At 53.3% G+C, this 14307-nt stretch carries 9 protein-coding genes; 4 read left to right on the forward strand and 5 right to left on the reverse strand.

Annotated features, from left to right (window positions below; all coding sequences use genetic code 11):
• Positions 1-8: 8 nt before the first annotated feature.
• The 4 genes from LF95_RS02255 to LF95_RS02270 all read right to left on the reverse strand — a co-directional run bounded on the left by LF95_RS02255 (position 9) and on the right by LF95_RS02270 (position 3746).
• On the reverse strand, positions 9-164 hold the full coding sequence (locus tag LF95_RS02255; protein ID WP_073953489.1) for a DUF2256 domain-containing protein: 156 nt from the start codon (positions 162-164) through the stop codon (positions 9-11).
• Positions 161-1684, reverse strand: a complete 1524-nt coding sequence (locus LF95_RS02260; RefSeq protein WP_073953490.1) for a cryptochrome/photolyase family protein — start codon at positions 1682-1684, stop codon at positions 161-163. The genes LF95_RS02255 and LF95_RS02260 overlap by 4 nt, the downstream gene beginning before the upstream one ends.
• Before the next feature lie 63 nt (positions 1685-1747).
• On the reverse strand, positions 1748-3187 hold the full coding sequence (locus LF95_RS02265) for a deoxyguanosinetriphosphate triphosphohydrolase (RefSeq protein ID WP_073953491.1): 1440 nt from the start codon (positions 3185-3187) through the stop codon (positions 1748-1750).
• 127 nt (positions 3188-3314) lie between these two features.
• Positions 3315-3746 (reverse strand): DUF4870 family protein, encoded by a 432-nt coding sequence (locus tag LF95_RS02270; RefSeq protein WP_073953492.1) that lies wholly within the window; start codon positions 3744-3746, stop codon positions 3315-3317.
• Between the two features lie 191 nt (positions 3747-3937).
• Between LF95_RS02270 and gor the strand changes: the two genes are divergently transcribed.
• Both gor and LF95_RS02280 read left to right on the forward strand, forming a co-directional pair.
• Entirely contained in the window at positions 3938-5299 is a 1362-nt protein-coding gene (gor, locus tag LF95_RS02275; RefSeq protein ID WP_073953493.1) for a glutathione-disulfide reductase, read from the forward strand.
• Positions 5300-5434: 135 nt separating this feature from the next.
• Entirely contained in the window at positions 5435-7366 is a 1932-nt protein-coding gene (locus LF95_RS02280) for an ATP-binding protein (RefSeq protein ID WP_073953494.1), read from the forward strand.
• A gap of 13 nt (positions 7367-7379) precedes the next feature.
• Here LF95_RS02280 and LF95_RS02285 read toward each other — a convergent pair whose 3' ends face one another.
• The gene (locus LF95_RS02285) at positions 7380-7844 is read right to left on the reverse strand and encodes an Lrp/AsnC family transcriptional regulator (protein ID WP_073953495.1); all 465 of its coding nucleotides are present in this window, start codon (positions 7842-7844) and stop codon (positions 7380-7382) included.
• Between the two features lie 170 nt (positions 7845-8014).
• On the opposite strand from LF95_RS02285, the gene LF95_RS02290 reads away from it, so the two are divergent.
• A complete protein-coding gene (locus tag LF95_RS02290) occupies positions 8015-9031 on the forward strand; it encodes a 1-aminocyclopropane-1-carboxylate deaminase (RefSeq protein ID WP_073954777.1) in 1017 nt (338 codons plus the stop codon).
• Positions 9032-9275: 244 nt separating this feature from the next.
• Positions 9276-14300 (forward strand): MG2 domain-containing protein, encoded by a 5025-nt coding sequence (locus tag LF95_RS02295; protein ID WP_168173644.1) that lies wholly within the window; start codon positions 9276-9278, stop codon positions 14298-14300.
• Positions 14301-14307: the final 7 nt, after the last annotated feature.

Here is a 14307-nt window from a genome sequence, read left to right on the forward strand (position 1 = left end):
TTTGAGGCTTACGGTAAGGCTGTATTTTCCTTCGATCGTCCCCGTCTGCACCGTTCGGAGCAATATTTGACGTCCGGCCAGCAATCTTTCCATTTTTTGCGCCAGGCAAAGCTGCGCTGGCAGACCGGGCAGGTTTTGGTCGGCAGGTCGGCTTTTTTCTTCATGACAGGCTTTTGAGAAAGCGGTTGGCGTCATCGGTGATGGCCTGTTTTTTATCCTGTCCCATGCGGTCATAGGTTTTATACATCATGCCCACGCGCGGGTTGTCGGCCAGTTTGGCGCGGTTGCGGGCCAGAAAATCCCAATAGAGGTAATTGAACGGGCAGGCCTTGGGGCCGTTCTTCTTGCTGACCTGATAGGAACAGTTTTCGCAATAGTTTGACATCTTGCTGATATAGCCGCCACCCGCCGCATAGGGTTTGCTGGCAAGAAAGCCGCCATCGGCAAACAGGATCATGCCGCTAACATTGGGCATTTCCACCCATTCATAGGCATCGGCATAAACAATTAAAAACCATTCATTGACCGCCGCCGGCGAAACACCGGCCAGCAGGGCAAAATTGCCCAGAACCATCAGGCGCTGGATATGGTGGGCATAGGCGTTTTGGCGGGTTTCAAGCACGCATTGGCGCAGGCAGTTCATTTTGGTGTTGGCGGACCAGTAAAATTCCGGCAAGGGCGCGGTCGCCTCAAAAAAGTTTTCATCGGCGTAACCCGGCATTTTCAGCCAGTAAACACCGCGCACATATTCCCGCCAGCCCAAAATCTGGCGGATAAAACCCTCCACTGCGTTTAGGGGGGCATCGCCCCGATAATAAGCATTTTCCGCCGCGCGAAGACATTCCAGCGGCATTAACAGCCCGCAATTCAAATAAAACGCCAGATGGGAATGAAACATCCAGGGCTGGTCCTGGATCATGGCATCCTGATAATCGCCAAACTGTGACAGGCGCTGGTCGATAAACTGATCGAGCGCATTGAGCGCCTGCTGGCGCGTCACCGCAAAATGAAACGGCTTTACGTCGCCAAAATGGTGTGCAAACCGTTTTTCCACCAGATCAATCACATCGCGGGTAATGTCATCAGGTCGCGAGTGATGCGGGGCGGGAATATCAAGGCCTTCCCTGGGTGGTTTGCGGTTCTCGGCATCAAAATTCCACTGCCCACCCACCGGATTGCCGTTTTCCAGCAGGATGCCGTGTTTTTTGCGCATCTCGCGATAGAAATATTCCATGCGCAATTGCTTGCGATCCTTCGCCCAGTCGCGAAAGTCATCCAGACTGCACAGGAACCGGTCATCCGCGCGAATCTCAACCGGCAGGCCAAAGGCTTTTTGCCAGCTTTTCGCATCCTGCAACACGCGATATTCACCGGGATGGGTCAGGATGATGCGATCGGGATTGTGCCGGGCAATGGCGCGTTTGACCTCGCCCTTAAAGGAGCCGCTATTTTCAGCGTCATCAAGTTTGATGTAATCAACGCGATAGCCCGCCTTGCGCAAGTCAGCTGCAAAATGGCGCATGGCGGAAAACAGAAAGGTGATTTTCTTTTTATGATGGGCGACATAGGTGGCTTCATCCCACACTTCGCACATCAAAATCACATCGCGGGATTGATCACATCCCGCAAGGCAACTGATGGTTTCCGAAAGCTGGTCGCCCAGAATGACGCGCAAAGTTCCCATGACATAACCCGTATTGAAAAGTCTGCCTTTCTATACGGATATGGGGGCTTGCCTGGTTCAGGCCTAGATCGTGATGCCCTGTAATTTGCGAAACAGGGTGACGGCATAGCGGTCTGTCATGCCGGAAATATAATCCATCACCCGCATCAGGCGGCCATAAAGGTCGTTGGCTTCCTTGAGCTTGCCCGATAGCAGTTTGTCGATGCGGTCTGCCTGTGGCGGCAGGCGTTTGCCGTGGTTTTTATGTTCTTCAATATCAATGGCAGCCCGCACAAAACTGTCGAGCAGGCCGTGAATAACCTCGAACCCGGCAATTTCAATCGGCAGGACATGCTGGGCGTTATAGATTTTCTGCACCGCCAGCTTTTTGCAATATTTGGCATCCGTCCCCAGCGGCGTATTTGCCAGAAGGTCGCCCTCAAGCCTTCCGGCCAGCAATTCATCCTCATGGGCGATAAAGGCATCAACCGCCGCCTTGACCAGATTGCCAATCGCCTTGCCGCGCAAAAAGCCGATGCGGTCATTTTCGGATTTCTGTTTGTACCAGTCCTCGCCGCGCAGGGTTTCCCAGCGTTGTTGGGCATCGCCGTCATATTTGTCGGGGTGTCGCGCAATCGGGGCCAGGGCACGTTCAACTTCCTCGAACGTCACACAGCCCAGCTCCCAGCCATCTTCCAGGTCCACGACCGAATAACAAATGTCGTCCGCCGCCTCGACCAGGTAAACCAGCGGATGACGCCGCCATGCGCCATCCAGCCCCTCATGGGGCAGAAGGCCGCATACTTTGGCAATCGCCTGGGCGATATGGCGTTCAGCCTGGTAATAGCCGGGCTTTTTAAGGCCGGTATAAGTGCCGGTATGCGTCGCGGACAGGCTGGTGGCGCGGGGATATTTGATGAAGGTCCCCAGCGTGCCGTAAGTCAGGTTCAGCCCGCCTTCAAAGCGCATCATTTCAAGCTGGCTGACAATGCGCAGGCCCTGGGCATTGCCCTCGAAATGGCGCAAATCCTCCAGCTCCGGGCCGGACAGGCGCGATGTCAGCTCTTCCTTTGCCAGGCGCGATGTTTTGAACCATTCATTGATCGCATCCTCGCCGGAATGACCAAAGGGCGGATTGCCAATATCGTGCGCCAGGCAGGCCGCCTGCACCATATAGCCAATATCGGCCACCGTGACCGGGCTATTGTCGCCCAGTTGCCGGGCGATATGCGCCCCCGCCATCAAACCCAGCGACTGCCCGACGGAGCCGACCTCGATGGTGTGGGTCAGGCGAGTATGCACATGGTCGTTATCCGAGAGCGGATGAACCTGGGTTTTGTTTTGCAGACGCCGGAAGGAGGATGAAAAAATCACCCGGTCCACATCAATCTGAAACGGGCTGCGGCCATCGGCTGCCGGGCGGGCCGGACCCTCGGGCAGGGAAACACTCCCGTCACGAACAGCAAGCCTGTGGGCCGATAACAAATCTTCCCAGCGCATTTTGGTGCCTGCTGTCTCGTTCATAAGGCTGTTTGTCCCTGTGATTGTTGTCCCGCAAGCGCGACTTTAACGGGGGCGCGTGGCCGGTGCAATCCTCCTGCCACACGAAACCCGGAAAGCAATCGCCCCAGAAAGGCCGGGACGGAAATGCCTAGCCGAAAAACCAGCTTTGCGGATCGTTTATTGGTTTGCCTTCCAGCGCGCGCAGCAGGCCAATCACATTGCGGCCAATAAACCACGCCGCGGTATAAAGACCCATCAGCCCCATCACCGCCCAGCCGACAAAAGGGATCCACCAGACAAAAAAGGTCACAATCCCGGTGAGGATGGCATAGAGAATGCTGATCCAGAAGGTGCGGATGACAAAGGTGTAATGGCTGTTGGTCCAGTGCCCGTCATCCTCGCGTGCGACATAGGCCACGATCAGGGCAATCAGCCCGGTGGCATAGGCGGTAAACAGGGTCGCAATCATCAGCCCGTAACAGACAATGGCCGTATTGCCGCTGCGTTCTTCGGCAAATGCCTGCTGTCCTGGCTGATAGCGCGCATCTGTCGGATCTTGGGAAAAACGGGCGTCGCTCATTTGTTTCTTCCTGTGTGGGGCATTCATACTGTTCGTCTGATTATATAGGACAATGCAGGCAAAACGCTATTGCTGGTTGCGCATCACAAAGCTGTTTTCGACAATTGAAAACTCTGTCCTAGACTCTGCCGCAGACATCCTTACATTTGGCCCCATGTAGCGGAGATTATTCAACGCAAGGATGAATATAAATGTCAGACTATGATTATGATCTGTTTGTGATCGGGGCCGGGTCGGGCGGTGTGCGCGCAGCCCGTGTAGCCTCGGGCTATGGCGCAAAGGTTGCGATTGCCGAAGAAAGCCGGGTGGGTGGCACCTGTGTCATTCGCGGTTGTGTGCCGAAAAAACTGCTGGTCTACGGTGCCCATTTCGCCGAGGATTTCGAGGATGCCTCCGCCTATGGCTGGACACTGCCCGGCGAACCAACCTTTAGCTGGCAAACCCTGATTGCCAATAAGGACAAGGAAATTGACCGCTTAAACGGCATTTATCACAAATTGCTGGCCGGGTCCGACGTGGCCCTGTTTGAAGACCGTGCCGTGTTCAAGGATGCCCATACCCTTCAGGTTGGCGATAAAACCGTTACCGCCGAACGTATTTTGATTGCGGTGGGTGGTCATCCCACCGTGCCCGATATTCCCGGCATCGAATATGCCATCACATCAAACGAAGCCTTCCACCTGGAAGACCAACCCAAGCGCATCGCCATTGTCGGCGGCGGCTATATTGCGGTGGAATTTGCCGGTATTTTTGCCGGTCTGGGGTCGGACGTGTCGCTGCTCTATCGCGGGGATCAGATTTTGCGGGGCTTTGATCGCGACATTCGCGACCATCTGGCCGCCGAAATCATTAAAAAGGGCATCGACCTTCAGGTTGAAACCAATGTTAGCGCGATTGAAAAACAGGCCGATGGCCGCCTGAAACTGACCCTGACGACAGGCAGCGACATGGTGGTTGATGCCGTGATGTTTGCCACTGGCCGTGCGCCCAATACGGCGGGCCTGGGGCTGGATGCCGCCGGGGTAAAAACCGACCACAAGGGTGCGGTTATCATCACCAAGGGCCTGCAAACCAACATCGATAACATCTATGCCGTGGGCGATGTGACCGACCGGGTGCAGCTCACCCCGGTTGCGATCAAGGAAGGCATGGCCTTTGCCGATACGGTTTATGGCGGCAAGCCCTGGCACATGACCTATCAGGCCATCCCGACAGCGGTCTTTTCCCAGCCCCCCGTTGGCACCGTGGGCTTAAGCGAGCAGGAAGCCCGCGCCAAGGGCTGCGATGTCGAAATTTACCGCTCTACCTTCAAGCCCATGCGCCACACCCTTTCCGGGCGCGATGAAAAGACCCTGATGAAGCTGATCGTCGATAAAACCACCGATGTGGTTTTGGGCGCCCACATGGTCGGCCCCGATGCCGCCGAAATCATTCAGGGCATCGGCATTGCCGTGCGTTTGGGCGCCACCAAAGCCCAGTTCGACCAAACCGTCGCCGTCCACCCCTCGGCCGCCGAGGAATTTGTGACGATGCGCACACCGGTTGGCGGTTGATTGCCGGAATTAACTGGAAGCTAAAATGTGAAAGGCGGTTCCGGTTTGGGGTCGCCTTTTTGTTTGTTTTCTATATCCATATTGTGTTTATATTTACGGGTGAATTTTGCATATGTTCTTTTAAGGGGGAGAAACATGCAGCAGTCTGATTTATTTTATGACGAGAGATTTCTTGAGAGTTGGGCTGGTTCTATTATTTCTGTTCCAAGTACAGCTTTGGTCGAGTTGGTGGCTAATTCTTGGGATGCGTATGCTACTAAAGTTGATATTATTTGTTCGAACTATAAAAATAATCAACATTTCTCTATTGTTGATAATGGAAGAGGGATGACCAGGGAGGAGTTTGAGTTCATCTGGAAGACTATGTCTTACAACCGTTTAGCTCATGGAGGGGATTCGGTCTTGCCTCCAGCTGGGCAGACTGGAAATCCTCGGTCGGTTTTTGGTCGAAATGGCAAAGGGCGTTTTGCGGCATTTTGCTTTTCTGACGCTTATATTGTTAAGTCAGCAAAAGATGGGGAAGAGTTTGTCTGTCGTGTTTCTCGAACCCCTAGCAACCCTTTGGTTGTTGAGGATCTGAGTAAAAAGTCCTCAGGAGTTCAATGGAGAGGTACTGAAATACGAGGTGTTGGAAAGATTCATCAACTAAAATTTTCTGAAGATGATGCGAGGGAAATAATAGGTGGTAGGTTCCTCGCAAACCCAAGTTTTGAGGTTTTTGTAAATAAAAAAAGAGTTACTTTTTCAGATTTATCCTCAGAATTTTTAAGGACGTTGAAGGTCGATGTTCCTGGATATGGTGAAATTGAAATTATTCATATAGATGCTAGGCAGGCTGACAAAACAACGAAACAACATGGAATAGCTTGGTGGGTTTCTGGTCGTGCGGTAGGCGAATGTCGATGGAGTGGAAGTGATCTTGAGCGTATTTTAGATGGTAGGACTAACGAGGCAAAAAGGTTTACTTTTATTGTTAAGGCAGATTTTTTGAAGGATTTTTCTGCGGTTGAAGCAGATTGGTCTGGTTTTGTTGAGTATAACCAAGCATGGTTGGCAACGCGGGATATTGCTCAAAGAAAAATTAAAGAGATTATTGATGGGGTGAATTTTGCAGAGAAAGACGCACGAAAAAATTCTGTGATTGAAAAAATCGGTAGTGATGTTGGTCGACTTGCCCCACTGAGTAGGGACCGTGTTTCAAGATTTGTGAATGAAGTTGTTGATCAGTGTCCGAGTTTGCGAGAACAGGATGTTGTTCATTTGAGTTCTATATTGGCAAATCTTGAAAGAAGCACTTCTCAGTACGGATTGCTTGAGCTTTTGCATGACCAAGACCCCAATGATTTGGATGCGCTGCATGACATTCTTACTAGATGGTCAGTTGGTATGGCCAAAATTGTTTTGGATGAAATTCAAACTCGTTTAAAAATAATTCATGAATTAAAAGAGAAAGTTCAAATAAATAGGGTTGATGAGGTCCACGAGTTGCAGCCGTTGTTCGAGAAGGGGCTTTGGATGTTTGGGCCTCAGTTTGAGTCTATTGAATTCACGTCGAATAAAGGTATGACTACCGTTATTAGGGAAGTTTTTAAGGACAAGCATACTAAAGGAAACAGGTCGAGGCCTGATTTTGTAATTAGATTTGATTCCAGTGTTGGTTTTTACTCTCGGAATTCTTATGATGATGATTATAATGAGAACGGCGTTGGGCATCTGGTTGTTGTCGATTTGAAGACGACGGGTCTTGCTCTTGGGAGTTCGGAAAAAGATCAAGTTTGGAAATATATAAAAGAATTAAAGAAAAAAGGAAAGATTCAGCTTGGAACTAAAGTGGATGGTTTCATTCTTGGTACAGAAATAGAAAGTGGTGAAGGCGAGGTTACTCGGCATGGTGATAATGTTCGAGTTACTCCAATGCTTTATGATACAGTTCTAGCGAGGGCTGAAACAAGACTTTTGAATCTTTATGCTAAAGTTAAGGACGCACCTTTTTTAGCTGAACACGCAAGTGAGATTGAAACGTTCGATCAAGAAGTTGCAAAAAAACAGGAGCGTTTAAAGGTTTGATTTTTTAGCAACATCAAAACGCCAACGGCGCATTATCCACCACCTCTTTCATTACGAAAAACGTGCGGGTTTGGCGGATGCCGGGCAGGGCGATGAGTTGGTCGCCGTGCAGGTGGTTGAAATTTGCCATGTCGCTGACGCGGATTTTCAGGAAATAGTCGAAATCGCCCGCGACCAGATGGCAGTCGAGGATGAAGGGCAGTTTGCGGCAGGCATTTTCAAATTCGGCGAAACTTTCGGGGGTGGAGCGGTCCAGCACCACGCCGAGCATCACAAGCGCACCGCGTTCCACCTTTTTCGGATCAATCATGGCGCGAACGGAACTGATATAGCCGTCATCAAACAGCCGTTGAATGCGGCGGTGGCAGGTGGCGGGGCTGACATTGACGCGCTTGGCGATTTCGGCATTGCCCATGCGGCCATCGCTTTGAAGCAGACGGAGAATTTTCTGGTCGATGCGGTCGAGCGGCTGTTCCATGATGGATTATTCCATAAATTATCCAGATTATGAAAATATAGCCACATATTTTGCGCGATGTGAATGAATGTGTGAAAAATTTGCGTAAATTTTGAGAGCACCTTTCATGCGATAATCGCTAGCATTCTCTCTGCCATGATTGCCAGACAGGGAGTGCAAAAGTGAAAAAGATGAATCTCGGCAAGTTTGAAAAATACAGCCTGACTTTCGGCCCGACCCCGATTGAGGCCCTGCCGCGCCTATCCGCGCATTTGGGTGGGGATGTGGAACTTTATGCCAAGCGCGAGGATTGCAATTCCGGCCTGGCCTTTGGCGGTAACAAAGTCCGCAAGATGGAATATATCATTCCTGATGCCATTAAATCCGGGGCTGATACGCTGGTGACGATTGGCGGTGTGCAGTCCAACCATACCCGCCAGGTCGCGGCAATTGCCGCCAAAATTGGCATGAAATGCCGCCTGGTGCAGGAAAGCTGGGTACCGTTTAACGATGCGGTTTATGACCGCGTTGGCAATATCCTGATGAGCCGCGTCATGGGGGCCGAGATCGAGCTGGTTGATGAAGGCTTTGACATTGGCATTCGCGAAAGCTGGGAAGCCGCCCTTGAAGATGTGAAGGCCAAAGGTGGCAAGCCTTATCCGATCCCCGCGGGCGCATCGGTGCATAAATATGGCGGGCTGGGTTTTGTCGGCTTTGCCGAGGAAGTCCGCGCTCAGGAAGCCGAACTGGGCTTTGAATTTGACTATATCGTGGTCTGCACCGTGACCGGTTCGACCCATGCCGGGATGGTTGTGGGTTTTGCTGCCGATGGCCGCGCCAACAAGGTTGTGGGTATTGATGCTTCGGCAACGCCAGAGCAAACCCGTGCGCAGGTTTTGGCCATTGCCGAAAAAACCGCCGATCTGGTGGAACTAGAAGGCGGCGTTTCGGATGCGGATATTACCCTGATCAATGATTATGCCTATCCGGCTTATGGGGTGCCTTCAGATGAAACCAACGACGCCATCCGTTTGGCCGCGCGCACCGAAGGCATGATGACCGACCCGGTTTACGAAGGCAAATCGATGCAGGGCATGATCGATCTGGTCAAAAAGGGCTATTTCCCCAAAGGATCAAAGGTTTTGTACGCCCATCTGGGCGGTGTACCGGCGATTAACGGCTATAGTTATCTCTATCGCAACGGCTGATCACTCAGTCGGCGAATATTTTGGGCGGCAGGGGCAGCTTCATGCCCCTGCCGTTTTTGTTTGGGCGCGGGGGAAAGGGGACCAAAACCGCAGGGTGCAATTTTTGCGTGTTGCGTAACCGTAAAAAAACCGTTTTTCTACATTGGTTTGTTTATTCTGCCAGATCAATTCCTGCGACATCGAGGTCCTGATGCCCTGCCAAAAACGGCTTGCCGCGCTTTGTTTGTTTATTTTTGCGTTTTTAATGCCCAATCTGGCCCGTGCCAGCGAAACCTTCCCCACCAGTTTCCCCTGCGCGCAGGCATCCATCGCCATTGAAGAGGCGGTGTGCCAGAATGCCGACCTGGCGGCACTCGATGTGAAAATGGCGCAAACCTATCAGCAGGCCCTGAACACGTTGGACGAGCTGGCAAAAAACGCCCTGCAAACGGACCAGCGGGCCTGGCTGCATCTGGTGCGCAATGGCTGCAAATTGCAAAAGGATGAAAAACCCGATGCCCTGCGCCCCGAAACGCAGCAATGCCTGATACAGGCCTATCAGGGCCGTATTACCGATATAAAGGCAAGTCTGGCAGGGGACATTAAAATTACCAAGGTCACGACCAACGCAGATAAGGCCGTGAGCGAAACCTGCTTTGCCTTTGATCATGATCTAAGTGCCGATCAGCCGCTCGATGTGCGGTCCTATATCGAATTGTCGCCCGCGCGCGATTATTCCGCCCGCATTGCCAATGGCAAGCTGTGCCTGATGGGTCTGCCGCATTCACAAACCACCAAAGTCACTTTGCGCAAGGGATTGAAGGGCATTTTTGATTTTGCCCTGGCAAAGGATGTGTCGCGGGATGTGACGATCGGCGCGCGCAAGGCGGAGATTACGCTGGGCACCAATAATTATGTGCTGCCCAAAAGCGATAGCCCGGTGATCCCGATTACAACGGTGAACCAGGACCATGTGGCGCTGCGGTTTTTCCGCATTGTCGAACGCAATCTGGTCAATACCCTGACCTCAAACCTGCTTGCCCATCGTCTTGATAATTGGGACATGGATACGATCCAGGATCGCACCGGCGAGGAAGTTTGGGCCGGGACCCTTGATGTGCGCAATGTGCCCGACCAGGACGTGGTGACGCAAATTCCGCTGCGTGAAATGGTGAAGGATTTTAAGCCGGGCCTGTATGCTCTGGTGGCAAGTGCGCCCGATGATGATGACCGTTGGGGCAACAAACCGACCCAGTGGGTGGTGGTCACGGATTTGGGGCTGTCGGCCTATAACGGCGAGAAGGGCCTGTCGCTTCAGGTGCGATCCCTGCGCAGTGCCGCGCCGGTTGACGGGGCAAAAGTAACCCTTGTGGCACGCAACAATGCCGTGCTGGGTACCGCCGTTGCCGATGATGAGGGCTGGGCTGATTTTCCCGGATCATTGCTGGCGGGCAAGGGCGGCAAGCAGGCGCTGTATGTCACCGCCGAAACGAAGGATGGCGATTTTTCCTTTATCTCGCTTGATCAATCGCCGCTGGAATTGTCGGATCGGGGTGTTGCGGGCCATGAGCCGCCCGGTGCCCTGCAAACTTATTTGTATGCCGACCGGGGGATTTATCGCCCCGGCGAAAAAATCCATTTGGGTTATATGCTGCGCGATGATTTATCCGCCGCACAAACCGGCGTGCCGGTGACAATTGTGCTGTATCGGCCTGATGGCAAGGAAGCCTTTAAAACCGTGCAGCAACCCGATGATGCCGGGGGCGGTACGCTTGATATTCCCCTTGCCAATGCGGCGGCTACGGGCAAATGGCATATTTCCGCCTATAGCGACCCGAACGGTGCGCCGATTGGCGATTTGTCGGTTCAGGTCGAGGAATTTGTGCCCGAACGGCTGGAGGTCAAGGCCAGCACCACAGCCCCCTATATGGTTTTTGACCAGGCCATGCCACTGGATGTGCAAACCGATTATCTGTTTGGCGCGCCGGGCAGTGGATTGATGGCGGGGGGTAATGCCTTTTTGCAGGTGGATCATCATCCCTTTGCCGATTTGAAAAACTATTATTTCGGCCTGCAGGATGATGTCGCCCAGGTGCGTAAAAACTTTGATGGCGTGAAAAGCAATGCCAGCGGCTATGCCGACCTTAGGGTGCCTGCCTTTGAACGGGTGGATTTATCGTCACCCCTAAAGGTCAGTTTGAATGTGGAAGTGGCCGATATTGATGGCCGCCCGTCGCGCACCCGGCTGAGCCTGCCTTTGCAGGCCAATGACAGTTTGGTCGGCATCCGCCCCGGTTTTGATGGCGATTCCCTGACATATGGGCAGGATGCGCCCTTTGATGCCATTGTGGTAGATGCCAAGGGCCAGCCCCTTGCCCATCGTAAACTGGTGATAGACTGGGTGCGAGAGGAACGGACCTATAACTGGTATTATCAAAACGGCGAATGGCAATCGAGCTACGATAAATATGACGTGCCGGTAAGCCATGAAAATGTCACGGCGGATGCGGATGGCAAGGTGCATTTCGCGCAATCCTTTGACCATTGGGGCTATTACCGTGCGGTGGTGCGCGACCCGATAAATGGCAGCGCGGCGGACCATACCTTCCGTGTGGGCTGGTGGGCCAACGGCCAATCGCCTGACCGGCCGGATCAGCTGAATATGAGCCTTAAATCCACCGATATTGATGCCAGCGGACAGATTGACGGTTTCATCAAGGCGCCGTTTAAGGGCCAGTTGGTGGTAACGGTGGCGCAGAAAAATGTGCTGTGGCGCCAGGATTATGAAATGTCGGGCGATGGGGTGGAATTCCATATTCCGGTAGACCCGAAATGGGGCAATGGGGCCTATGTGCTGGCAACGGCCTATCGCGCCGGGCTGGACCAGCAACAACCCGGTGCGATGGGGCCGGTGCGCTCCGTTGCAGCACAATGGGTCAGCTTTGGCAAACAGGACCGGATTTTGAAAGTCGGGCTGGATGTACCAGCCGAAATTCGCCCCGATACCAGCCTGGATGTGCCCGTCATGGTTACGGGCAAGGCCATTGGCGCGGGTGAAAAGGTGCGGGTGAATGTTTTTGCCGTCGATGAAGGCATTTTGCGCCTGACCGGCTTTAAGGCCCCCAAACCCGAAGACGCGCTGTTGGGCCAGCAATTATTGCAACTGTCCTATCATGACCTTTATGGGCACCTGATTGCGCCGTTAAAGGGTGATTTGGGTGTTTTGCGATCCGGCGGTGATGAAATGGGCGATGGCAACCAGGCCTCGCTGACATCGCGGGTGTTTAAAACCGTCGCCCTTGCCAGCGATACCGTGCTGCTTGATGGCGACGGCAAGGGTGTTGCGCATTTTGATGTGCCGGACTTTAACGGCAAATTGCGTGTGTTCGCCGTGGCCTATAGCCAAACGGCAATGGGGAGTGGTGTGACCAACATGCTGGTACGTGCGCCCGTGGTGGCCGATTTGCTGCCGCCGCGCTTTATGGCACCGGGCGATCAGGCCGATTTTGCCCTGCGTTTGCAAAATCTAAGCGGGCCGGATGGCAGTTATAAAATTCGTTTGGCAACGAACGATATTTTGACGGTGAAAAATCCGGGCTGGCAGGGCGATCTTGCCCCAGGCAAGCAGATGGAAAACCGCTTTGATGTGACGGCTAACCGTGTGGGGCAGGGCAAATTGACCCTGAATATTGACGGGCCCAATGGTTATCATCAGGTGCGGTCGTGGGATATGGAAGTCCGCCCGGCCCAGGCCTGGAGCACCAATTTTGGTCAGCAAAAACTGGCGGCGGGTGACGTGCTTAATCTGGATAGCGCGTATCTTGATATGTTCCGCCCGGAAACGGCATCGCTTGATGTGGCCTTGGCTTCGGTCCCGGCAATTGATGTGCAACATCTTATCACGGCCCTGGACCGGTATCCCTATGGCTGCCTGGAGCAAATCACCAGTCGGGCCTTTCCGTTACTCTCCTTCCGCGATGCGAAGGACCGGTTTGCCGGGGTGACATTCGATGAAAACAACCTGGATGACAAAATTCACGATGGCATTGCCGGTGTGCTGGCAAAACAGCGCAGTGACGGCAGCTTTGGCCTTTGGAACCGCCAGAGCGACGCCGAACCCTGGTTAACCGCCTATGCGATTGATTTTCTGACCACCGCACGGGCCAAGGGTTATGACGTGCTTGATGCCCGGTTTAACAGTGCACTCGACTGGATGCAGAATGTGGTGCGGTCCGAACAATATTCGCCCGAAGCCCGCGCCTATATGGTGCTGGTGCTGGCCCGCAATGACCGTTATTCAAAATCGGCACTGGATTATGAAGTCACCCGGATTTTGAAGGGTAAAATCGGCTCGCTGGCCTGGGCGCAGCTTGCGGCAGCACGGGTGATCAATGGCGGTACGGTGGATGGCTTAACCTTTGATAATTTCACCTATTTTGTCGGTGATCATAAGCGTTATTACCACAGTTACGGTTCGCCACTGCGCGACCTTGCCGCGATTTTAACCCTGCCAGCGGGCATTTTTGCCAGCGATAATGAACGTCTGTCGCTGTTAACCACGGTCACCGATGATGCCGAAAACCAGCATTATACCAGCACGCAGGAAAAGGCCTGGCTGTTGCAGGCGGCAACCGCCATTGCAACGGGGGCGGGCAAAAGCCTGTCCTTGCGGGTTAATGACCAGCCAGCGCAAGCGCTGCAAAGCTACCGTGTTGGCTTAACACCGGCACAGCTTCAGGAACCTTACCGGATCGAAAATACCGGGCAGGGCACGGCCTTTGTCACCTGGTCGGCGACCGGCATTCCGGCAAAGCCAATGGCGGCGGCGTCCCAGGGCCTTTCAATCCAGCGGCAGTATTTTGACATGGAGGGTAAACCCGCCAAACTTGATCAAGTGAAAACCGGCGATCGCTTTATTGTTGTGTTGTCGGGCGCGGCAAAGGACCGGCTTTCGCACCGGGCATTGGTGGTGGATTTCTTGCCCGCCGGGTTCGAGATCGAGGCCAATGCCCGCTTCCCCGAACTGGGAAAACGCCTGTCGATTACGCCCAATGACCTGTCGGCAACCGAATTTATTGCCGAACGTGACGACCGTTACGTCGCGGCGGTGAATTTGGGGGCGGACCGTTATGGCGATGACAAAGGCGCGAAATTCCGCCTGTATTATGTGGTGCGCGCCGTCACACCGGGGCACTATGTGCATCCGGCCCCGTTTGTCGAGGATATGTATAAACCGGCGTACTTTGCCCGGGGGGCTATGGGCTCCCTTGTGGTTTCACCAGCGAATTAGGCCTTGC

It is taken from the genome of Thalassospira sp. TSL5-1, from assembly GCF_001907695.1.
GTDB lineage: Bacteria > Pseudomonadota > Alphaproteobacteria > Rhodospirillales > Thalassospiraceae > Thalassospira.

What these genes read in the sequence shown, in the direction of transcription:
- LF95_RS02260 (WP_073953490.1), bottom strand. Translation starts at nt 1,684, where the DNA reads ATGGGAACTTTGCGCGTCATTCTGGGCGACCAGCTTTCGGAAACCATC.
- gor (WP_073953493.1), top strand. Translation starts at nt 3,938, where the DNA reads ATGTCAGACTATGATTATGATCTGTTTGTGATCGGGGCCGGGTCGGGC.
- LF95_RS02265 (WP_073953491.1), bottom strand. Translation starts at nt 3,187, where the DNA reads ATGAACGAGACAGCAGGCACCAAAATGCGCTGGGAAGATTTGTTATCG.
- LF95_RS02270 (WP_073953492.1), bottom strand. Translation starts at nt 3,746, where the DNA reads ATGAGCGACGCCCGTTTTTCCCAAGATCCGACAGATGCGCGCTATCAG.
- LF95_RS02290 (WP_073954777.1), top strand. Translation starts at nt 8,015, where the DNA reads ATGAATCTCGGCAAGTTTGAAAAATACAGCCTGACTTTCGGCCCGACC.
- LF95_RS02280 (WP_073953494.1), top strand. Translation starts at nt 5,435, where the DNA reads ATGCAGCAGTCTGATTTATTTTATGACGAGAGATTTCTTGAGAGTTGG.
- LF95_RS02255 (WP_073953489.1), bottom strand. Translation starts at nt 164, where the DNA reads ATGAAGAAAAAAGCCGACCTGCCGACCAAAACCTGCCCGGTCTGCCAG.
- LF95_RS02285 (WP_073953495.1), bottom strand. Translation starts at nt 7,844, where the DNA reads ATGGAACAGCCGCTCGACCGCATCGACCAGAAAATTCTCCGTCTGCTT.
- LF95_RS02295 (WP_168173644.1), top strand. Translation starts at nt 9,276, where the DNA reads ATGCCCAATCTGGCCCGTGCCAGCGAAACCTTCCCCACCAGTTTCCCC.